The sequence below is a fragment of the Peribacillus sp. Bi96 genome, assembly GCF_918698115.1.
Classification (GTDB): Bacteria; Bacillota; Bacilli; order Bacillales; family DSM-1321; genus Peribacillus.
This window is the reverse complement of the sequence record NZ_CAKKLV010000033.1, coordinates 16661-38854: the sequence shown is the minus strand read 5'-3', so window position 1 is coordinate 38854 and position 22194 is coordinate 16661. Positions and strand designations below refer to the sequence as shown.

The following is a 22194-nucleotide window of genomic DNA, read 5'->3' as shown; positions in this document are numbered from 1 at the left end:
TACCACCTTCGGCAGTAAGGACTTTGTTTTGTTTCGCAAACTCATCCAATGATACCTAGCCTTATATGAAGTTCGTGTTCCTCAGACCGGAGGTTTGCCGCTTGCTTCCTTCAGATTCCACGTCACCGTGGACACCCTTGCATTAAGCTAACCACTACTACTGCCTTCATGGTTCGGGACTTTCACCCTATAGATTGCACCCATGCCGGGCGCACGAAAAAGCTGCCTTAAAGACAGCCTCGATCTTAAAGTAAAGAACCCTTAATTTAGTTAGAAGTTGGTCTTTATCTTTAAAGATTTGGTGGGAACATCCAGTTATAGTTATATGTATGGTAGCACATAAAAAAGCACCTGTTTAAGGTGCTAAGCTTGTAACGTTTTATATAGTGGATTTTCTATACCAATTAGAGATTGCACAGTACCTGTATACTAGCATAGGTTGTTCTGTTAATTTGGCCCAACAAGGTTTAAATAGCTTTCCTAATGAATTGTGGGTGTTACATCTGGTTGGGCCTGGCGCCTTGCCCTGTGCCTTTAGAAAACTGGCCAGCCTTTATCCTCAAGATTTCCCCTTTTTTGTTGCAAGTTACACACACGCACAATTTCGTATAATCACTTAAGATACATTGAACCCTCTTATATACTCACACATCCCTTTTAATTAAAGCAGGTGTAGGAGTAAAGGAGATTCAGCAGCGTTAACCTGATGGGTCGGTACCCTTTTGTTGAAGAAATCTGGTACTCCGCACATATCTTCTAAAAAAGAGGACTTATCAACTTTTCTTAACTCTGCTCTTCTTATTTTATAAAAAAGAAAGGAAGGAACGCTCTGCATTCCTCCCCATCTATTCTTGCTATTGCTTTGGCTCCAGTCCGATCAGGCGCAGGAAGTATTCCAGACCTTTTTTTCCAATTTTTTCTTTCGGCTGTTTATCGGCAGGCGCATCCGGTCCCTTCGTTAAGAAATTTTTCTCAACGAAGCGAATGTCTGTCTCGTTCACCTCTCCGTCTTGATTGATATCTTGCGGCACGATGGATGAATCCTTCGTACCATATGCATCAACGACACTCTGGATATCGAGGATATCAATCATTTTGTCGCCATTCACATCCCCTGCAAGACTTCTCTGACCAATTCTTAAAAATTGCCCTCGTAGCTCTCCATTTGCATCATGATATCCAGGAATGAATTTCTTCATCACTTTAAGATGCCCCGGAACATCGAAAACAGCTGTATATACTTGATCGGAAGCAGGAATATCATTGACTATGAATGTTCCACTCTTATCAATTGTTCCTGGATATTTTTTACCACTTTTAGAGAGAGCGTATACTTGTGCTCCTATTTTTGAGTAATCCGCTTTTTTCAAAAATGCTGATCCTGATTCATATATCAAAAATGCTTCCGGTAAGATGGATCCCAGCAACTGTGTATGTGTAGGAATTAATTTAAGATCTTCAGTGCCGTAAAAAGGAATAGCAGTGTCTGCTGTTTGTCCGGATTTCTTATAAGACCCCTTCTTTACCTCAAATCCAGGAATTTCGTCGTAAACTTCATCATTCGATACTTTAAACGTTACATCGAGGAACGGCATGTCTCCATCCAGTCCTCTGAATGCATTTCCAGTAATGGAAGCACCGATTTTCAAACTATTATTGAATGTACCTTCCGTCACAACAGGTTTATCTAGTGATACCTGTAAGCCTTTTTCCTTTGCATATTGTTTGACTGCCTTGTTCAGCTTCACGTTCGAAAACTTGAAGAAGTCTTTGTAGTACTCTACATTAAATTCTCCCGAGACAAGCTGTTTCACATTATTAAGGCTGAGTGTCATCGTAAAGCTATCGCCGACTTTTAACTCTTTCTTGTTATAACTGGAAGTCGTATATTCCGTTCCTTCTTTCATGAAATAATACTTTTGGTAACCAACTGCCGTTGCAGTATCCCACGTTCTCAACCACAATCTCATAGGTTGTTTTGCAATATCACTTTCCTCAATTCCTAACTTCACATCTCCATTCGCTTGAATCGGGAAGAACCCAGCCATATATCCAGAGGCACCTGTATAGTAAGCCATAGTGTTGGACGATTGATCGATGTCCAACCCTTTAGATTGTAATAGATCCACTGTCTCATCCTTAGCTGTTCCATGCATCCACACCGCTTTTTGGCCATCTTCTACTGTAAACATAGAATCATTGATTTCGATTACACCCGATTTTATATCCATGTTGACTTCTGGTGCTGTATTGTCCACGATAAGTGGATTGTCTACCACATATGATTTCCCATCCTCATCGTGTGCAATCAGTTCCAGTATATAATCGCCTGCTGGAAGCTTTATAGGAACATCACTGATTGGCTGGGACGGATCATTTGTAAATGGTAAGACCGTACCGCTGAACGCACCCGTAAGAAACACTTCTCTATCTATTGGAAAGTTAGTGTTCGCTGTCCCTATGAACCCTACAGCTTCTCCTGTTTTACCGTCTTTTACAAGCACATCCATGGTTGTCATTGGGCTGTTCAACTTCATGATGAAATGGATCTGTTTGTCATTAAGTTCCCAGAAAGGTGTTGTATTTGTCACGGATGGTCTAGTCGCTTTGACATAATCAAATCCTTTTTCCGTCGCCATAACAGCAAATGGAATTTGATAGGATTCGGCTGGATTGTTCGCGTTGGTCACATGAATATACCCTTCATATCTTCCTGCCGCAGCGCTGGTTGGAATCGTTATTTTTGGCTGGAGCTCCTGTACTTGGCCGCTTCCCACTGTAATCGATGAAGGCACCGCCACTTTTACACCGTTCTTCACGGCATCTTGAATGCCTTTACGCTCACCGTGATACTCCACTTCTAGTTTAAAAGATTTCTCTTCCTGGCTGTTGTTTTGAACCTTCACCTTTTTGCTTGCTTCAATTGGTTCATTACCTTTTTTATAATATCTGCCGAATACGATGGAGCCTGTTTGTTCGTCAATTTCTACGAGGTTTCCATTTTCGATATTTTTTGTCTTATCCCATACTTTGATGGATGTGTCTGTATGAACCGCTTGATAGGCATCGATTCGTCCTGCACCCACTTCGTATACAGAATTATTCCCTTTTAAATCATCCGATGTATTCATGAGTGCCGCTTTTACATCGAAAGGAGTGTATTCCGGATGCTCCTGCAAAATCAATGCTGCTGCGCCTGCCACGTGTGGTGTAGCCATCGATGTACCCGACATGCGCACATAGGCATTCCCGTAATTAATGCCGTCCTGCGGATCGTTGATGAATTCCGGTGTCGTAGAGAATATCGACACACCTGGAGCGACTACATCCGGCTTTATATCATAATTTCCATTTACCGGTCCGCGTGAACTGAAATCTGCTAAATGATCGCCTTCCGTTTTTGTGTTATTTAACGTTTCAAATGTGAAAGAACCTTCGCCCAGCCCTTTTAATCGCTCACCATCCGCTTTTGACAGGCGGAAGGATGGGATTAACCCGACAGCCTCACCCAAGTAGGCAGGTATTTGCCCGTCGACATTGTTATACACAATCACTGATTTAGCCCCAGCGTTTTTGGCGTTTTTGATTTTTTCATCAAAAGCAATTTCCCCGCGCTGAATCAACGCAATTTTCCCGCTAACATCTTTCCCCGCAAAATCAGTTGCTTTACCAAGTCCCGCAAATACAATTGGTAAGGATTTTCCTTGCAATTCTTCTAATCTATCAGAAAAATCTTTGCCTAGCAGCTGCATATTTTCAAATTTCTCGGCGGAAGCGCTTCCATTAAATGCAGGAATGGACATGGAGGCATCGCTTGCACCTACTGATATGCCAAGAGCCGCTGTTCCCGGAGAACCAAGAGTTTTCTCGTTCGGTCCGGCGTTACCTGCAGCAACGACGGTCACCAATCCTGAAAGCATGGCGTTATTTACTGCGACAGAAGTGGCGTATAAAGGATCGTTAGTCTGCGCGCCAAGCGACATATTGATGACGTCCATGCCATCATCAATCGCTTTATCGATTCCAGCAAGGATTCCTTGTGTATTTCCCCCTCCCCAAGGTCCCAATACTCTATACGCATATAAATCTACTTCAGGTGCTACCCCTTTCACAGCATAATCCACATTGTTTTTCTTTTGGGCTGCAATCGTCCCTGCGACATGTGACCCATGGTTTGTGTAATACACATAGCCTGGTTCTTCCGGCTTGCCAGCATTAATCCAATCCTCGTAGGTCGTTTCCATTGGATCGGCATCATTATCTACAAAATCATATCCGCCTTTATATGCTTCTTTTAAGTCAGGATGATTGTAGTCAATACCTGTATCAAGTACACCGACTTTAATGCCCTTGCCGGTAATGTTCTCGGCATGCAGCTTGTCCACGCCAATTTGCGGAATACTGTCTGCCATTTTCGGCTCGATGGCTTCTTTCGTTTTTACCGGCGGTTCCACTTTCACTTCGTAATCTTTAAAAATACGTTTAACTACTCCAGATTGCAGCAAATCCTTAACTGCCACACCAGGCAGTGTCATCGCTACACCGTTGATGGCGTTTTTATACTCTCTTGTGATCTTTACATCTTCCACTTTGTAATTAGTCACGTTTTTCTGTGATTTCAATGATTGCACATGCTGTTTAAAATCTTTATGAGCTTTTTCCACTTTCTCATTCGCATCTGCAGAAGATAGTTTCTTTCCTTTCGCCGCTTGTTTCATCACTTCTATTTTGGCTGGCGCCTGTTCAAATTCGACGATGACTTTGACTAATTCCGGACTATTTGCATTAATATCCGGAGAAATCGTAAAGTTTGAATTGGTATCCAATTGCTCTAAAGCCTTTCTTTGTTCCGCAGACAGGCTCTTTAAAATTTCTTCCGCATGATCAACTGGATTCAACTCAAACGGGCTTTTCGCCAATACATTATACGGAGCGCCTTGAGATAATATCATGCCAACAGCTAATGTCCCTGTAAGAATCTTACTGATTTTTTTCCTCTTCATACCGCATCCCCTTATCCTATATATTTGCTATTTTCTCCCTAAACATTTGTTCTTCATAAACAATTCATTTAAAGATGAATTCATGGATCTAGTAAACTAAGATTTAATATATCATCCCATATTTCTACTTTTCTGAAAATTAATCATAAGAAGTAATTTTTCATCTATTGGTTCTAGATCAATATATAACTAAAGAACTATTCCAGATCTGTTATTAAAGAAAAATAATAAAGGTACTGAACAGTTCTTTTAAGTGATTATGATTTATGAAAATGGAACAAGTTGATTTCGAACGGCATAAATGATTGCCTGTGAACGGCTTTTCACATTCAGCTTTTTGAAAATCTTATTGATGTGAATTTTGACAGTCTTATCACTGATAAATAAGGCTTCAGCGATTTCTTTGTTACTAAGACCTTTGGCCAACTCAAACAGTATTTCTTTTTCACGCTTAGTCAGAGTATTTTCGTTTGGCTCTGATTTCGTTTGCTGGTGATGATACGTTATCAGCTTTTTGGTCATACGAGGATGAATAACCGAATCCCCTTGTGACACCATTCGAATCGCTGCTACCACTTGTTCGGATGACGAATCCTTCAATAAATAGCCATCTGCACCAGCCCGAAGTGCTTCCATTAAGTATTCATTATCTTCATACATCGTCAATACAAGAACGCGGCAATTCGGATACTGACTTTTCACGAGGGACGTGACCTCAATGCCATTTTTTCCAGGGAGATTGATGTCCATCAAAATACAATCAGGTCGATACTCCTCTACTTTCTTCAACACCTCGTCCCCGGACACAGCTTCCCCCACGACTCGGATGTCTGATTCGAGATCCAATATACTCCGAATTCCATCACGCAAGACCGTATGATCATCTACTAATAATATTTGAATCATGGTACTCCTCCCTTGTTTCTGAATCTGGAATGAACAATGTAATTTCTGTACCTTTTCCTGTGGAACTATCAATCTGAAGGGTAGCGCCCATCTGTTCAGCTTGTTCATTCATATGTAAAATGCCATAATGGGGCTCATGCTTTGTTTTAATCATGGATTCAAAAAGGGAAAAGCCAATCCCGTTGTCCTTCACTTTTAAAAGCACATGTTCACGGTGATAGCTTAGAAGAATGTCAACTTCGTCCGCTTTTGCATGTTTTACAATATTCTGCAAGCTTTCCTGTAAAGTATCGAAGATGGCTCGTTCTATTGTAAAACTGAGTGTTCGAGAACGGCCCCTTTCATGATATTTAATCGCTAAATTATTTTCTTGTTTTATCGATTGAATTTTATTTGCAATCGCTTGTTTTAACCCTAGCCTTTGGGTAGGATATGGCTTTAAAGCATAGATAGAATAGCGAACTTCCCCTAAACTCTTCCGTAATTTTTTTATACTTTTGTCTACCACTTGCTCCATGTTTCCTGATTGATCCGCGGACTGCCTCAGAGCTGATTCCAGCTGAAATATGACCCCGGCTAATACTTGTGCAATTCCATCGTGAATTTCCCGGGCAAGCCGATTTCTTTCTTCCAGAATCATTCGTTTTTCTTGTTCGGCGACGAGGGACCGTGTTTTCAGCAAGCTGCCCAATTGATTGGCAAACGTAGATAAGGACTGTATATCTTCGGTAATAAAACTCGCCCTCCTGCTTTTACCTGCAACAAATATCCCTACCAATTCATGATTTACTATAAGAGGTAGGTAGACAAGGGAACGTATGACATCTTCAAATACTTCATCTCCCGGGGCCATACCTGTTTTCCAATCAGTAACAACAAAGGTTTCAGATATTTCTTCAAAATTCGGATGGATATCAGAAGAACTTGAAATATTGGAATGTACTTTCCCATCCTTTAATAGAAGCTGCCAATCCCCCTCATCTTTTGCCCATAAAGCATACGCTTGTATTCCCAAGAATCCTTTAAGTGATTGTTTCATTTGATCTAAGTTTCCGGCAGACAGCCCGTGACTTAACTCCGTCGTAATGGTAAAAAGGTTATATAATCGTTCTTTTTCAATCCGTATTTGCCTCATGAAGGAGCTGATGGTGCAGATTGCTACAAGTGGGAAAAAGAAGAACAGAACGGTAATTCCATCCAACTCCCCTCGATATCGATGTTCTAAGATATAAATAAGAGAGGCGTAACATAAACAAAAACTTGCGCTCAAAAATAAAAATATATTTTTCTTGTGCCACTGTTCTAGTGGATATTGCTGAGGCAGAAACACCATTAAAAGATCATATAAAAGGGTGTTGAAAAGGCAAAAAAAGACGGTAAATAACAGCAAGCTTATTAATTCTTCATATAAAACTGGCAGGTTCATCTCCGTAATAAAAAAAGAAATACATTCGTTGGAAAACCATTCTGCCAAAGTGATACTAAAAGCAAATTGGGTGCAATTAAATAGTGTCCTTTGAATTGGTAAGCGGCGAAGGGTATGTGTAAAAACCATCACACATACACAAGCAACAACCGTTATATGTATACCAAACTCCCAATTCATTGGATAAATAAGCGTAAGACTGAGTGTAATACCTCCTCTTCCAATACGGATAGGAAAATACTCAATAATCCCCATTAACACAGCTAACAACAAAACGATTATGAATTCAGAAGGCATTTCACTTTTAAATATAGAATTGATAACAGCAATCATACCAAGAAAAGAAATAGAATAAAGATAAAAACTCGCTATTTGTTCCCTCCTAGTGATAGAATCTATCTTTTTCAAAACGGCACCTTCCTTTATTTGCAAGAATCATTATCTATCATTATCTAACAAAAAACCGGCACTGGCAAAATGGCAAAATATCCACTAGCCAATCACCGGCTGTGCGATTACCCTAAATGGTAAGACACAATACTAGTATACTATTAGATTCTTTATTTGCCTGCTCATCAAATGTTGTAAATGTTATGGTCTTTTGTTGTAGACTATATAGTACAAAAAGTGTAAGTAAACTAAACTTCATCCTCATGACCCAAAGTTCAAATCTCTCTTTATTTGACGGAGGATTCTTTTAGATGCAATCTCAAAGTATATCAAAGTATTTTCCCAGGTTTTACAACGTCTTATAAAAACAAAAGCTAAAATTAACTTTAACCGAGTTACGATGGTATCAGGTTTATCTTAGGCGTTTCTCTATACCAATCTAGAAATACGAAACCGAATTGAAGGAAATGAATATCACTTTTAAAAATTTCGCGATGAAATGGATTGAATATTTTGGTATTCAAGTAAAAGTAAGCAGTGTAAGAACTCGTAGCATTGCTATAAAGCACCTTATATCTAAAATGGGGTCATCTCCTTTTGCGAAAGATAACAAGGCATATGTATCAGTCCCATTTCAATGAATTGTCCAAGAAGTTTAGCCATAACTACCTTGATAGCATTCATACTACTGTAAATATGATTTTTAAACACGCTCTCCGCCAAGATTTACTACTTGCAAACCCAACAGAAGGTTTTGTTATGCCTAAAAAACAAATAACTATAAAAGACGTTGAAGAAGAACCCAAAGATAAATTTTTGGAATTAAGTGAATTGAAGGCATTCTTAAGTATTGCTAAAGAAAATGGACTTTCTTTTGACTATCTTGCCTTTGCAACTTAGCGTATACGGGAGTTCGCTTGGAAGAAATTCTTGCTCTAAAGTGGTCAACCCTTGACTTCATAAAGAAAAACTAAGAATCACAAAAATTTATTACAGTCCGAACAAATGAAGCATATGAAGATTAAAAAAGCACATCACTCCACACAGTTTTAGACATACCCACACATCTCTTCACATTGAAGCTGGTGCTGGTATAAAAGTGATACAAGAGAGATTAGGACATTCACACATAAATACAACAATGAACATCTACGCTCATATGACAAAAAATATTGAAAAAAGACCTTTCGTAAGTTCATTGAACTTACGAAAGGTCTCCTCTAAATAGTGAAAGTAAGTTTTCAGAAACTGAAAGTTAGCAAAAAGTTAGCATTTCACTTATCTCCATCTTAAAAACCCCTATAATTCAAGGGTTTTGGGGAATGATTACATCATTCCGCCCATTCATCTTTAAATAAAATAGAAAGTAATAGGATACAAAAAAGGACTATATATCAATATTTCGCAAGAATTCAACTAAATTAATTTAAATGCGATATTATTAAGAAGAGGACAAACCCGAGGACAAAAAAAGCCCTTCTCGTTTGAGATGGGCTCTAGTTATGCTGTTTCTTCTTATTCATTTTCCACAGCCACTATCCCGCAGTTTTAATAAAAAAGCAGCTCAATTGGTCATAATTTTCACCAATGTATTAACTTCATTAATATTAAACTCTTCGTTATGCTCGATAAAGAAGCTCTCTTTTGCAACTTGTATATAAGTTAAAAAAACGTCATCATATACGTTATTTACATGCGTAAAAAATCAAGCCATCACAAAAATATATCTTTGCAACTTTATCTGAAAATCCTGCAATAATTACTGCATAGATATCATTTTTACCCAATAAGTGTGCCTGGCTAAGAATTTAGTCATATTTACTCTTTTCGATGTACTTATGTTTTACTACTTCTTTTAGAAGCTTCTAATTTTGTCGATATCTACTCAGAATTTGTAGATATTTCTCGGGAAATTGTTGAAATTTGAAAATAGTGATTCCGAATAGTTGGAACAAAGGAATTTCTACTTTTGATTTAATTGCCTTAGGTTTAAATAGTTATTAACGCAAATTAACACATGAATATCGTAAAGGAGACTAAAAAAAAAGTAATGAAACCTTTTTCTTATTGAAGAAATGTTTCGTAATGGGTTTTTTGTTGTTCAGTTTTAAGATGTGACATATCGTTTGTCAGTTAGATGTTCATTTCACGCGTAGCTGCGAGTTCATTGGTTAAAAAATCAAGCTCTCTATTAATTGAATGAGAACATGGGTTAAATATATTGTCATATGTATCGTATCGCTATCTCTGTTTCATTGGTTCCTTCTAATCTTTCTTTTTCTTGATACAAGGGTCTTTAGCTCTATCGTTTAGAGGGTTGCTCGTATCGCGTAACGCTTTAAGCTTTTCGATGTCGGATTGAACGAAGATGTGTCTATTTCCACATTTTAACAATAACTATCCATTTCGCTCTAAGTTTTAAACATACTTTCGAACATTGATTTTGCATCTCCACTTCCTTGGAAGAGGATGCTCATTCATTCGGATGTATATCCTGTCGCATATCGGACCTCCCTTTCTATTAAAGATGAAGGTTCCGTGGATTTATTTTCATGTTATATCGCCCAGCGATACGAAACACAAAAAAGAACCGATAAGCCCCTTTCTTGAGGAACACTATCATAGTTCTTGCTGGAGCTGGGAAACCGTTGTTTTAAGCTGAGACATATCGTTTGTCAGTGGATGTTCATTTCACGCGTAGCTGCGAGTTCATTGGTTAAAACAATTAAAATCTCTTTTATTCGTTTGAAATTATGGGTTAAATTGTCATATGTATCAGGTATCGCTATCTCTGTTTCAATAGATTCATCTGATCTATCTTTTTGTAGATACACAAGGTCTTTAGCTGTACCCTCTAGGGACTTGTCCGTATCGCGTAACGCTATGTGCGCTTCGATGTCAGATTGAATAAAGATAGGCAACTACCATCTTAAAAACTCATATCCGTTTCGTTCTAAGTTTTGACCATACTTTTGAACAGTGGGTGTTGCATCCCCAATTCCTTAGAAAAGAATACTCGTTCATTCGGATGTATATCATGTTTGCATATCGAACGCCACTTTTCTATTAAACCTAAAGGTTTCGAATTTATTTGCAAGTTATATCGCCCAGCGATACACCCCTGTCTGGAGCAACTCTAGTAAGGATAACTCTTGTTTTAGATGCATATCGCTTAAACAAATCTCCAATGAATTTCAATTGAGCCTTAGTTTGCCTTTGGTAGAACGTCCGATACACTGGTATCGCCGAGCTCTCACATAGCAGGTACCAAATCCTGTAAAATTGAAATATTCTTTCTTAATTCTGTGTTTCAACTACGCGAATCATATATGGCACTATGATTTTTTAAAAGTTTTGTGGATTCGCATCTCAATGCTTTTATCCATCATTATTTATTTAAAAAAGATATATCAAATGTTTCTACATCAATAATTTGCTTCAACAAATCAATACACAGCTAGGCAAAAAAACCTTAACACTCACCTTATTTTCTGAATATGGAGAAAAGCCCCCGCCATTTTTCGGAACGTTTTTGTATAGCCTCTTCTAAACGTTTATTAAATTCATTTTGTGAATTCCATTCTTTTTTCTGTTCGTCCCGCATATTTTGTATTTCTTTTTGTAAGAGTTCACTTTTTTGTTTTTCTTGTTCCAGCAATGTTTCGTAATGGGTATTTTGTTGTTCAGTTAATTGTTCAATTTTAGCATTAGTTCTTTGCGCTGAATTTCCAATACTAGAACTTATAACATGATGATCTTGCTGGAGCCGGGAAACCTTTGTTTTAAGCTGTGACATATCGTTTGTCAGTTGGACATTCATTTCACGTGTGGCTGCGAGTTCATTGACTAAAAACATTAAGACCTCGTTTAATTGATTGGGGTCGTGGGGTAAATTTTTATATGTATCGGGTACCGCTATCTGTGTTTCATTGGATCCTTCTAATCTTTCTTTTTGTTGATATACAAGTTCTTTAGCTGTATCGTCTAGGGGCTTGTCCGTATCGCGTAGCGCTATAAGCGCTACAATGTCAGATTGAACAAAGATACGTCGATCTCCATCTTTCAAAAACTCATATCCATTCCGCTCTAAGATTTGACCATACTTTCGAACAGTGGGAGTTGCAATCCCCACTTCTTCTGCCACTTCCTTGGAAGAGAAAGCTTGTTCATTCAGTTGTATATCACGTCGCATATCGGTCCTCTTTTCTATAACTAGTTGTATCTGTAGTCTACCTGACCTTAAATTTTCTGTCTAGATAAGTATAGCCTATCCAGAAGTTGTTAGGGATACCGATAAGATTTCCTTTTCCTTTCTTCTGTTTCCATATAAGATTAGATCATCTATTCGCTTACCTTCCTTCTCTTGCATAGCCTCTATCTATCCTTATCCGTTGTGGGTGTTACATCTGGTTGGGCCTGGCTCCCGGTCCCGTGCCTTTAGAAAACTGGCCAGCCTTATCCTCAAGATTTACCACCTAGTTCCGTGCCACCAATTGGACCTTATTTCCCTAAGTCTAAATCAGGGTTCTCTGGAAACTCCTCTGTAATTTAATTAAAAACTGACTACCTCAAAGCGATAGTCAGTTTTGTCACCACTTATAAATTAGTGTCAGCAAGAATCTTATAGTACATGTGCTTATTATCACGACTAGTATACTCGTGATCATCACCTTTACGATGATGATGTTGGACTTTAGCGTGATATTTCAGAGCGTAATGAACAATTTGTTCCAAGTCCTCTTAGGGTACACCTTTTATTTTTTGAGAAAGTTTCTTTCTCAATGTTTCTGCTGCACTACCAAAGTTATAAGTTTTCATAGTGAGGAACTTCAATAATTCTCTTACTTTGTCACGACATTCTCTACAGTAAAATCGTATTCCTTCAAGCCCTTAGATTCTGCACCAAGGGTTATATGCATAAAGAGATGAATAATATAATGTAAGTAAAAAAGCCTCTAAGTTTTGGATTTCACAATTCTTTGCTAGTTTCAGAAATGTACCTTTTAATGTATCCCCGTTCTATATCTTCCAACAACCTAGAATAATTCACTTTTGTATAATCTGATACATCGACTTCATATAATTTCCCTAATTCAAACGTGTCATATCCTCTTGTTGTACATCTATTTATAAATTCCTCATAGATCAATAAATTATCTGCATTACTTCTATTAGCTAAATGATCCCCTTTTTTATAGGAAGTCACGATATGACTCAAATGCCTTGTGGGATCCAAATCTCGCTTTTTTTGCCGTTCAAACAAAACATCTAAATCTGCAATTAACCGAATAGTAACGACCTTATAACCATATCTATCTACTAATTGCTGAATATGAGGTTTTTGTTTCTGACTAAAAGGATAATCAGACATAATATTGTCGCCTACTTGCATTTGCTGTTCCATTATTTCATAGTACTTCGCCCATGCTATCTTTTCTATCTTCTGCTTTTCTTCTAAATTACGATAACCATATATATCACAATAATATTCTTTCAAGTCATCCTGAGAAAGATTATAAAATGACCCTAATTTACTATTGATGATATTACTCAAGTAGGTTTTCCCTGTTCCTGGTAAACCTGCTAATAAGATTAAGGCTTTATCCATCTTACCACCTCATAATCTAACGAATAAAGAAAGAGTACTAGGAATACCCCGTACTCTCTTTATTATCCATCTTCTCCAACTCTTACAAAAATGCCAAATGAACTTTTTTTTGACTATTTTACTTGAAGCGTACTGTCTTCTTTATTCATGAAGATTCCAATTTTATGTTTGACAATTTCTTTTACTGCCTTATTACATGGAATAATATTATGTCGTAATGATTTAGTTACTTTTGTTTCTCCGAATGTTTCTTTCGCTGTTTTCGTCCATGCTACTAACAACTCAGTACCAACATTAAATTTACGAATCCCATTATTTATTAATTCATGAATATCCATTTCATTAACACCTGTACCTCCATGAATAACTAAAGATAAGCCTGAAAATTGATCAATCCTTTATGTCTGAATGTACTCATGACTTAAATGATCAAACCATCATCAAGACTATTATTCTAATGGCACAGTTATTAAAACTTCAAGTCATCGCTGAGGGCGTTGAAACAAACGATCAAGTAACCTTTCTGCTTCGACATGGGTGTGTCGAAGTTTTTTTACCATTGTCCATATCCACTTCGGATCAATTTCATATAATTACAAGAGTACTAATATTAAATGGAGTTGAGGGATCTGAATGAGTATGAATGTTCTAGTGATTGCCGCTCATCCCGATGATGAAATTCTTGGAAGCGGCGGAACGATAAAGAAATTAATTAATCATGGCTATAAGGTAATCACAGTGATTGCCGCCAAGGGACGTAAGGAAGAGGAGCAGCACATTCAGCCATTAATGCAGCAAGCTAACAAACACTTAGGGGTAGACGAGGTCCTATTTTTGGAATTCCCCAATCTATTGTTGGAAACAATTCCACTTCACGAAATCGCCAAAGCGATTGAAGCTCTATTGGATAAGCATAAACCTTCTATAATTTTCACTCATCATTATGGAGATACAAACAAAGACCATCAAATTTTGTTTCAAGCAGTCATCACAGCAGCCCGGCCGTTGCCTGGAAAACAACCGATTGAGATCCTTTGTTTTGAAACGGTTTCTTCCAGTGAATGGAGCCAGCATACGAATGATAAGGAATTCAAACCCAATTATTTTGTGGATATTACAGATACCATCGATGACAAGCTACAATCTCTTCACCATTATGATATAGAAATGAGACCATTCCCTCATCCACGTTCATACGACGGAGTGAAATATTTAGCGCGGGTCAGGGGAATGACGGTTGGGGTCGAATTCGCAGAAGCTTTTGAAATCATAAGGAGGGTGTGGAAGTGACAGGAGAACATCAAAAGGACCAGCATTTTGTGCCGACTCTTTTTCCATACCTAATCTCAGCTATGGATCAATATTATGAGATTAATGAAATATTTGAAGAAGAACAAGTGGTAGAAAGGCAGCAAATCCATTCAGCAGAAATTCAAAACAAAAAAATGAAAATATTAATCACAACGTTTTGGGAGTATCCAAGTATCGGTGGACTGCAAAACTATATCACATCACTTAAAAACGGCTTGGAAAAATTAGGTCATAGTGTCCATGTAATAGCACCAAATCATTTTCCATCTAAAGAAATGGAGGTATTACGAACTAGATATTCTGAGGAATTTACACATTTTTTTATCAATCGGTATGGCAGCTGTAATGGAAAAATTCTACACAACATTAGCAAACTATATAGTTACTATACGATGTTAAAGGATATTGACCTGGAGCAATATGATATTATCCACGCACAAGATCGATATACAGCTAATGTAATAGGGATACTAAACCGATCCCTTCAAAAACCTCTTCTTTTTACACCTCATGGATTTATGACCCACAACAGATTAAAGTTTAACTTGATGGAAAAAGGGTCGGTTGAGGAAATCTATTTTTCGGCCATTGACAGACAAGCCATTAAAAATGCTAATCAATTAATCATCGTTTGTGATGTCTTTCGCCCAATTCTAATAAATTTAGGTGCGGAGGAATCTAAAATGACCACTGTTTATACTGGAATTGATTTTGGCGGATGGAATATTCAGAAGAAAAGGAAAAAAAGCCAACCTAACATGGTGATAACTTGTGTCGCACGCCTTCGACCACGTAAAGGTCATAAGTACCTATTTGAAGCCCTTGCGCTTATTAAAGACAAGCTGAGAGATGTAGAAGTCCGGATAGTAGGCGATGGTGAGATGAGAAAGCAGCTCGAGAAGCAGGTTAATGATTTGGAATTGAAAAACGTTTCCTTTTTAGGCAGCAGAGAAGACATACCTAAATTGCTAAGTGAATCAGACATATTTATTCTGCCAACCACAAGCGATACGCTGCCAATCTCAATTATTGAGGCAATGTTTACCAAACAAGCAATTCTTACTACCAATTGTGGCGGAATCCCGGAAATTATTAAAAATAATTATTCAGGATTTATTGTTGAACCAGCTAACCCAAAGAAGCTTGCAAAAAAGTTATCGCTCTTATTACGAAAAAAATCAATTAGAAAAGAATTAGCACGCAATGCACAGGCATTTGCACTAAAACATTTAACCACTAGTAACATGGTCAAAAAGATTGAAGAAATCTATCAATCATTATTTTGAAGGAGGAAAGAGCATGCTACATGATGTTCCAGCCGTTGTTCTTGATCTAAGTGCAACCGGTATAGGGATTGTGAGGAGTTTAGCGAAAGAAGGGATAAAGGTATATGCGTTTGATACGAGCGGAAAATATGAAATCGGTAAAACTTGGTTTGCCACTTGCGGAATTTGTCCGAATCCAGTTAGTGAGGGACCAGCATTAATACTATTTCTTATTAGACTGTCGCAAAAGTTTGGACAAAAGCCAGTCCTGTATGCGGGTTCTGATGACTTTGTTCAGTTTATTTCAAAAAACAGATTTGTCCTTTCACACTACTATCGGTTTCTATTACCTAATCTCACACTGGTCGAAGCTGTATTAGATAAAAGATTAACGTATGAATTGGCCATGAAATCAAATGTGCCATGCCCCAAAACTTACGCTATAAATAATGAAGAACAATTTGAGCAAATTATCAATCAAATTACCTTCCCATGTATATTAAAACCAGTTTATTCTTCTCATTTCCGCTCAAATATCGATCATCGTCTTTATAAGAAAGCCATAGTAGTAGAACGTCCTTCCCAATTGAGAGAAGAATACCTTTTTTATCGCCCATACGGTGAACTAATGATCCAGGAAGTCATTCCTGGTGCGGAGGATTGTATTTATTCCGTCAAGACTTTTTTTGACGAACAAATGAGTTTAATTGGCTTGTGGATGAACCAAAAATTACATCAATTTCCCCCTCATTTTGGATCCACTGCTCTTGCCCTAAGTGTTAGGGATGAAGAAGTCATTCAACTTGCTACTACCTTTCTAAAAGATATTCAATTCAAAGGCTTGGCTATTACCGAATTTAAACGGGATCCAAGAGATGGGAAACTGAAATTTATCGAAATCAATTCAAGAATAGGTTTAACTCAAGCATTATCGATTGCTTGTGGGGTTAATTTGGCTTACTTGTATTATTTATCCCTTACCGGGCAAAATCCATCACCAGTGACAGAGCAGAAAGAAGGGGTCAAATGGGTTTACTTCGTCCGTGATTTTCTTTCCTTTCGCCAAAAACAAAAAAATGGGGAAATGAGGTTCGTTGAGTGGATAAAGAGCTTATATGGAAAAAAGGTTGAGGCTCTCTTTGCTTGGAATGACCCTCTTCCATTTGTTCGGAGTTTTGTTTCCCATTTGCGAAATTTATGGGGGAGACAGTAAAAATGATAAAAGAGGGAGGGAACTTTCTATTTGAATAGTATAGAAGAAATTCTTAGCCGTTGGAAACAATTTGATTGGGAAAAAAAGCTTAAAAATGTCCTTGGTAAAAAAGTGAAATTAGTGGAAGAAAGAATAGAATGCCTCAAAAATTCACGTGAAAAGACAAGTATTTGGAAGTTGGTTCTAACTGATGGCACGGAGTTCATTCCCATTGTGCTTAAAATATACAAACTGCCACTGAAAGAAAATCATAGGTTGGAAATTAATATGTATCAAAAAGCCTATAACATTTATCACGAGATTATGCCGCGTTTGTATTGGCTTGAACCGAATGTAAATGGGAATGAAACATGGATGTTTACCGAATGTTTGAAGCCGTTACGAGGACAAATAAAATTAGCTCCAAATCATTTGGAACGAATTATCCCCACGGTGGCAAAGTTTCATGCCAAAACCTTTGATAATCAATTTGTGAGGCATGCAGATCTTTTCGACGCCTCTCTTCCCCATTTTGATTCTGAGGAGAAGGTAAAGGAAAGGACTAAAGGGGTCAAAAAAGCAATGGAAAACCTAGATTTGGCAATGAAAGATCCTAACTTAAAAGAATTGGTGGAACCAAGGTATAAAATTATCAAAAGAATATTAAAAAAAGGTCCGGTTTTTTTCCCCGAAATTACTAAATCTGGCCAGTGTCTGATCCATGGCGACCTCCATGTCCACAATATTTGCTGTGAAAATGCGAATGATGATGAGGAGAACTGGAAAGTCTCTTTGATTGATTGGGAGTCAGCGAAGCATTATCCTTGCTGGTATGATTTGGTCGTTCTAGTCGAATTATTAATAGATTTTCGCTGGGATTGGCAACAAAGGGAAGAGGAGATTCGAAGTCAATGTGTGCAAGTTTATTGCCAAGAAATGCTAAAATATGGGATAACCTTCAGTGAGGATCCACTGAATCTTCTTAAAAAGGCGTATTTACAAAGAACCCTAGAAAAAAAGCTTTCTAGCCATTTGCAAAAGGTGTTGGATGGAGGAAAAAGCACTCTTCTCAAGAGATACCTTGAAAAAATTGAGGTTTGGGGAAAAGAACTTGGGTTATATTAGTGCATCGCACGAATTCATAATACTATAAAGGAGTTTTATGCATGCAAAATATTATACGGTCTTCTCATATATATAGAAATGATAGTTGTGAGTCCGGATGAAGGTACTCGTTACAGGCGGAGCTGGATTTATTGGTTCACATGTTGTCGATTTATTAATTCAATCAGGTTATGAACCGCTAGTAGTGGATAATTTACGTTCAGGTAAACGAGAAAATGTGCCTTCTCACGTTTGTTTCATTGACCTGGACATTTCTTCACCACAAATAGAAGATGTTTTTGCTCGAGAAAAACCGGATGTAGTGATCCATTTAGCCGCACAAGTGGATGTTGCCTACTCGATACAAAATCCAGTTGAGGATGCTAATCAAAATATTCTTGGAACGATTCGTTTGCTTGAATGCTGCAAAAAGTACGATGCGAAAAAATTCATACTTTCCTCATCTTGTGCAGTATACGGAGAAAAAGACGGTTGTAGTATAATAGAAACATTTTCCATTCAACCTCAATCCTATTATGGTATTAGAAATGTATATTCAAATATTTAACATACTTCATAACGTACCTTTTACCATTCTAAGATATGCCAATGTTTATGGTCCCCGCCAAACTTCAAAAGGAGAAGGGGGAGTGATTTCTATTTTTTAAGAAAATCCTTAATGAGGAATCTCCCATTATTTTTGGAGATGGAGAGCAGACAAGGGATTTTGTGTATGTGAAAGATGTTGCTTTGGCCAACGTGCTGGCCATTGAAAAAGGAACAAATGAAATCTTCAATATTGGTTGTGATTCGAAGATAAGTATTAATGAACTTTATCAGATGATTACATCACTTACCTCTATAAATATTCACTCCCTCTCCATGCCCGAACGTAAGGGAGATATTCGCTATAGCCGATTAGATAATACCAAAGCTTCTTATCTTTTGGGCTGGAATCCGGCTTATGATTTGAAAGCTGGATTAAATGAAACTTTAAAGTATTATAAAGGTTTTTAAAATTATAGGCGCATTTGAAGAAATATCGAAAAAAAAGGAGATCAGAAATGAAGGATTTTGAAAAAATAGCAGCCATGAAAAAAGGCGTTGTAACCGTTCAAGACCTGAGTGGTTACACAATGCTTGGAAAGGGGGCAGATGGATCCGTCTTTCAATTGACCCCTGAGAAGTGCGTCAAAATTTTTGTTAATCAAGACACACAAAAAAAGGAATTAAATGCACTGCAAAAAGGACAATCGTCTCCAATTATTCCTAAATTATATGAATATGGTTCTAACTATATAGTGATGGAGTTTGTGAAAGGTTATAATCTTAAGCATTATTTAAAAAAAGAGAAAAAACTCTCAGAGGCAATTGTGGGGAAAATATTATCGATGCTGGATGAAATGAAAACTGTGGGTTTTACGAGACTAGATATTGAAGTTCGCCACATTTTTTTCAATGAACTAGGGGAAATAAAAATAATTGACCTTAAGAGGGCATTTAATACGGTCAGATCTGTCCCTACTAAATTGTTGACTGATTTAAAAAAGATTGGATTTTTGGAAGAGTTTTTGGAACATGTGAAAAAGCTTCGCCCATCCTTATATAAGGAATGGAAAAACTTAGTGACTGATAAAAAATAAGCATGCCTCAAGCCTTCAAAATCAAGGGCATTTACAACAACCTGATCCACTTCGGAAACCTTCATGATTTTTTTCTTTATCTCTTCACTCGATTCTGTTGTTACCATGGTGACTGTAAATTGCTGATCGAACTGCTCTTCTTCCAAAAGTTCTACGGGTGGTTGCGTCTTGATTACTTCACCTGACTTTTCAAGCACCTCAAATACCATAAACACCCTTGCCGCTTTTAAAAGACAGTCCTCACGCAACCCTATCGAAATTTCGAAGCTGTTGAAGCCTTGATCTTTGGACTGCTGAAGTACTGTCCATTCAAATTCATCGTACTCTCCCGCAGTCATTTCCTCATTTTTCAAGAGCGACAGAAGCTGCAACCTGTGCAATTGAGGAAGACACGGGGGACTCCCCTTTTTCAATCAATTCAAGTTGATTGACAACATTCACTACATCCCTTTTTCCATCTCCACCTTCAGCAATGGACATGACCATCGCCTCTAAATCATCAACCGCTAAAAATATCACATCAAACAATTCAGGCGTAAAAGAGATTCAAGAAAGATTAGGGCATTCAGATATAAACACGACGATGAACATTTACGCTCATATGACAAAAAATATCAAAGAAAAGACCTCCCATAAGTTCAGTGAACTTACGAAAGGTCTCCTCTAATTGGTTGAAGTAAAGTTGTTTAAAAACTGAAAGTTAGCAAAAAGTTAGCATTTCACTAATCTCCACCTTACAAACCCCTATATACCAAGGGTTCTAGGCGATGATTACATCATGCCGCCCATAGATTGTGGAGTTTCACATGAGAACATCATACAATCTAACCTTAATTAAAGCATACAACAAAACATTTGTTCTCCACTAAAATATTCACTCAACAATATAAAGTAATATCGTTTTCGGCACCCATTCGGCACCTTTTTTGTGCCTAGGCTTTTTTTCTAATTAACGGATCGTTAGCAAGAAGCTATTGAGCTTATTACACAAACGCGCCCTTTAATTGAAAAAGCATTACAAATATCAATACCTAATATTGTTTTAAGCTTGTTTATGTCTAAATTATGCCTAAACGTGTGTTTTTCCTGAAAGGATATGGTCAGGCCTATTGCGTGATTTGATTCCATTTGAGAAAACAACAGTTTCGTTAACGAAACAGCTGATACGCCCTTCTGCAAAAGAAATAGGGAGATTCTCGAAAGAACCACTCCCTTTTTATTATTTAGCGGCAGTATTTATCCCTTAATGCAAGAGCATACCTAACTGATTGTTCTGCACCTTTTTCTTGATCCTCAATCATTTGTTCTAGAAGTTCTGCTGGCGGATAATAGTAATCCAATGGTTTAATTACATTTAAATCATAAGGAGGGTGTCCCACCTTAAATGCTCCTTCGCCTACTGCGAAGACTCCTCCTGTACCAGGCTCTCTCTTAAAATGGATGGCATACGGGAAGCACATTTCAACGTTGATTCTAGTCAACAATGAATTCTCAATCAATATTTTATAACATTCTTCCAAATCGATATTACCAGTCCCAGCAGGTACGCCACATACCCTGTAATCTTCGCCATCATGGACGATAATATGATCCTTAAAATGAGTTGTAAAGGCATATGGTGCTAATTTTCTTACAGCTTCAACCGGGTCCTCCCATGCCATCATTGCATTCCCGAAATCACAATGAGCACCAACCCAAGGGCTGTTGACTTCCTTAATGATTTGAATCACTTCATCCGTTAACTCTTCCTCGTGATTTTCAACAGCAAGCTTGATTCTATATTTCTTTAATAATGGTACAATTTGTTTAATATCTTCAGGAGCTCTTCTCAATCTGTCTGGATCATATTCTCCCATGCAGGTATACGTACGAATGACATCCGCTCCAATTCTATGCGCGGCCTCAATGACCTCAGTTAGATGTTTCGGATCGGTTCCATTTGTATCGATTTCAGCGAAAAATCCATACTTTTGAATTTCTTTTTTCACCTTGTCTAAGTATTCCGGTTCAAATGATTCTAATGTACCAATTCCTGGTAACCCTGGCCATGGAACAATATTGATCATGACTCCATCTAATCCCAATTCGGCTGTTTTTCTGATAAAACCGAAAATATCCATTCGACCTGTAATAAACTGCAAGTGAAAGCTTTCTGTCTCTAATCCAATTTTCATGTTTTACCCACCTCTATGTTAATTTATTGTGCCGAGAAGAAATTAAACTAAATTTTGTTCGACTTCTATTTTTATTTGTAATTAATTTCCCCTCAACGACTTTGCTTACGAAAGTTCTCTTAAATTAGGGAAGAACCAGCAACTAAACGACGAAACACATTCTCCCAAAAAA

Annotated in this window: 17 protein-coding genes and 2 pseudogenes; 11 read left to right on the top strand and 8 right to left on the bottom strand. The window is 37.7% G+C overall.

Annotated features, from left to right (window positions below; all coding sequences use genetic code 11):
• Positions 1-854: 854 nt before the first annotated feature.
• The 3 genes from LQ203_RS24960 to LQ203_RS24950 form a co-directional block, all read right to left on the bottom strand.
• Entirely contained in the window at positions 855-5003 is a 4149-nt protein-coding gene (locus tag LQ203_RS24960) for a S8 family serine peptidase (protein ID WP_230162356.1), read from the bottom strand.
• Between the two features lie 264 nt (positions 5004-5267).
• Entirely contained in the window at positions 5268-5909 is a 642-nt protein-coding gene (locus tag LQ203_RS24955; RefSeq protein ID WP_230162354.1) for a response regulator transcription factor, read from the bottom strand.
• Entirely contained in the window at positions 5884-7743 is a 1860-nt protein-coding gene (locus tag LQ203_RS24950) for a sensor histidine kinase (protein ID WP_230162353.1), read from the bottom strand. Before LQ203_RS24950 ends, LQ203_RS24955 begins: the two co-directional genes overlap by 26 nt.
• 579 nt (positions 7744-8322) lie before the next feature.
• Here LQ203_RS24950 and LQ203_RS24945 point away from each other — a divergent pair.
• Together LQ203_RS24945 and LQ203_RS24940 are read left to right on the top strand one after the other, a co-directional pair.
• Entirely contained in the window at positions 8323-8625 is a 303-nt protein-coding gene (locus LQ203_RS24945) for a hypothetical protein (RefSeq protein ID WP_230162351.1), read from the top strand.
• 133 nt (positions 8626-8758) lie between these two features.
• On the top strand, positions 8759-8953 hold the full coding sequence (locus tag LQ203_RS24940; RefSeq protein WP_290370647.1) for a tyrosine-type recombinase/integrase: 195 nt from the start codon (positions 8759-8761) through the stop codon (positions 8951-8953).
• A 2256-nt stretch (positions 8954-11209) separates the two neighbouring features.
• On the opposite strand, the gene LQ203_RS24935 is transcribed toward LQ203_RS24940, so the two are convergent.
• From LQ203_RS24935 to LQ203_RS24925, 3 genes are all read right to left on the bottom strand, one after another.
• Entirely contained in the window at positions 11210-11917 is a 708-nt protein-coding gene (locus LQ203_RS24935; RefSeq protein WP_230162349.1) for a hypothetical protein, read from the bottom strand.
• 777 nt (positions 11918-12694) lie between these two features.
• The gene (locus tag LQ203_RS24930; protein ID WP_230162347.1) at positions 12695-13333 is read right to left on the bottom strand and encodes an AAA family ATPase; all 639 of its coding nucleotides are present in this window, start codon (positions 13331-13333) and stop codon (positions 12695-12697) included.
• A gap of 113 nt (positions 13334-13446) precedes the next feature.
• On the bottom strand, positions 13447-13728 hold the full coding sequence (locus LQ203_RS24925) for a class II fructose-bisphosphate aldolase (protein WP_356715436.1): 282 nt from the start codon (positions 13726-13728) through the stop codon (positions 13447-13449).
• On the opposite strand from LQ203_RS24925, the gene LQ203_RS27770 reads away from it, so the two are divergent.
• From LQ203_RS27770 to LQ203_RS24895, 8 genes are all read left to right on the top strand, one after another.
• The gene (locus tag LQ203_RS27770; protein WP_356715433.1) at positions 13707-13970 is read left to right on the top strand and encodes an EAL domain-containing protein; all 264 of its coding nucleotides are present in this window, start codon (positions 13707-13709) and stop codon (positions 13968-13970) included. The two genes, LQ203_RS24925 and LQ203_RS27770, sit on opposite strands and share 22 nt — an antisense overlap.
• Positions 13967-14623, top strand: coding sequence for a PIG-L deacetylase family protein (locus LQ203_RS24920; RefSeq protein ID WP_230162342.1), 657 nt, complete (start codon positions 13967-13969; stop codon positions 14621-14623). The genes LQ203_RS27770 and LQ203_RS24920 overlap by 4 nt, the downstream gene beginning before the upstream one ends.
• Positions 14620-15930, top strand: coding sequence for a glycosyltransferase family 4 protein (locus tag LQ203_RS24915; RefSeq protein ID WP_230162340.1), 1311 nt, complete (start codon positions 14620-14622; stop codon positions 15928-15930). The genes LQ203_RS24920 and LQ203_RS24915 overlap by 4 nt, the downstream gene beginning before the upstream one ends.
• Positions 15931-15943: 13 nt before the next feature.
• Complete coding sequence (locus tag LQ203_RS24910) at positions 15944-17122, top strand: ATP-grasp domain-containing protein (RefSeq protein WP_230162338.1); 1179 nt, start codon at positions 15944-15946, stop codon at positions 17120-17122.
• Between the two features lie 120 nt (positions 17123-17242).
• Entirely contained in the window at positions 17243-18226 is a 984-nt protein-coding gene (locus LQ203_RS24905; protein ID WP_230162336.1) for a phosphotransferase, read from the top strand.
• A gap of 97 nt (positions 18227-18323) precedes the next feature.
• On the top strand, positions 18324-18773 hold the full coding sequence (locus LQ203_RS27765) for an NAD-dependent epimerase/dehydratase family protein (protein ID WP_356715421.1): 450 nt from the start codon (positions 18324-18326) through the stop codon (positions 18771-18773).
• Positions 18774-18877: 104 nt separating this feature from the next.
• Positions 18878-19222: an NAD-dependent epimerase/dehydratase family protein gene (locus LQ203_RS27760; RefSeq protein ID WP_356715430.1), complete on the top strand. Its 345-nt coding sequence runs from the start codon at positions 18878-18880 to the stop codon at positions 19220-19222.
• Positions 19223-19269: 47 nt separating this feature from the next.
• The gene (locus LQ203_RS24895) at positions 19270-19848 is read left to right on the top strand and encodes an RIO1 family regulatory kinase/ATPase (protein ID WP_230162334.1); all 579 of its coding nucleotides are present in this window, start codon (positions 19270-19272) and stop codon (positions 19846-19848) included.
• A gap of 20 nt (positions 19849-19868) precedes the next feature.
• Here the strand turns inward: LQ203_RS24895 and LQ203_RS24890 are convergent.
• A pseudogene (locus tag LQ203_RS24890) lies at positions 19869-20385 on the bottom strand (chemotaxis protein CheA); the annotation flags it as partial.
• Between LQ203_RS24890 and LQ203_RS24885 the strand changes: the two are divergent.
• A pseudogene (locus LQ203_RS24885) lies at positions 20384-20515 on the top strand (site-specific integrase); the annotation flags it as partial. The pseudogenes LQ203_RS24890 and LQ203_RS24885 sit on opposite strands and share 2 nt — an antisense overlap.
• Positions 20516-21071: 556 nt before the next feature.
• On the opposite strand, the gene LQ203_RS24880 reads toward LQ203_RS24885, so the two are convergent.
• Positions 21072-22022, bottom strand: coding sequence for a sugar phosphate isomerase/epimerase family protein (locus LQ203_RS24880; protein ID WP_230162333.1), 951 nt, complete (start codon positions 22020-22022; stop codon positions 21072-21074).
• Positions 22023-22194: the final 172 nt, after the last annotated feature.

Excerpts from the sequence above, each read along its gene's own strand:
- LQ203_RS24960 (WP_230162356.1), bottom strand. The coding sequence starts at position 5,003 with ATGAAGAGGAAAAAAATCAGTAAGATTCTTACAGGGACATTAGCTGTT.
- LQ203_RS24955 (WP_230162354.1), bottom strand. The coding sequence starts at position 5,909 with ATGATTCAAATATTATTAGTAGATGATCATACGGTCTTGCGTGATGGA.
- LQ203_RS24935 (WP_230162349.1), bottom strand. The coding sequence starts at position 11,917 with ATGCGACGTGATATACAACTGAATGAACAAGCTTTCTCTTCCAAGGAA.
- LQ203_RS24930 (WP_230162347.1), bottom strand. The coding sequence starts at position 13,333 with ATGGATAAAGCCTTAATCTTATTAGCAGGTTTACCAGGAACAGGGAAA.
- LQ203_RS24920 (WP_230162342.1), top strand. The coding sequence starts at position 13,967 with ATGAGTATGAATGTTCTAGTGATTGCCGCTCATCCCGATGATGAAATT.
- LQ203_RS24910 (WP_230162338.1), top strand. The coding sequence starts at position 15,944 with ATGCTACATGATGTTCCAGCCGTTGTTCTTGATCTAAGTGCAACCGGT.
- LQ203_RS27765 (WP_356715421.1), top strand. The coding sequence starts at position 18,324 with ATGAAGGTACTCGTTACAGGCGGAGCTGGATTTATTGGTTCACATGTT.
- LQ203_RS24895 (WP_230162334.1), top strand. The coding sequence starts at position 19,270 with ATGAAGGATTTTGAAAAAATAGCAGCCATGAAAAAAGGCGTTGTAACC.
- LQ203_RS24880 (WP_230162333.1), bottom strand. The coding sequence starts at position 22,022 with ATGAAAATTGGATTAGAGACAGAAAGCTTTCACTTGCAGTTTATTACA.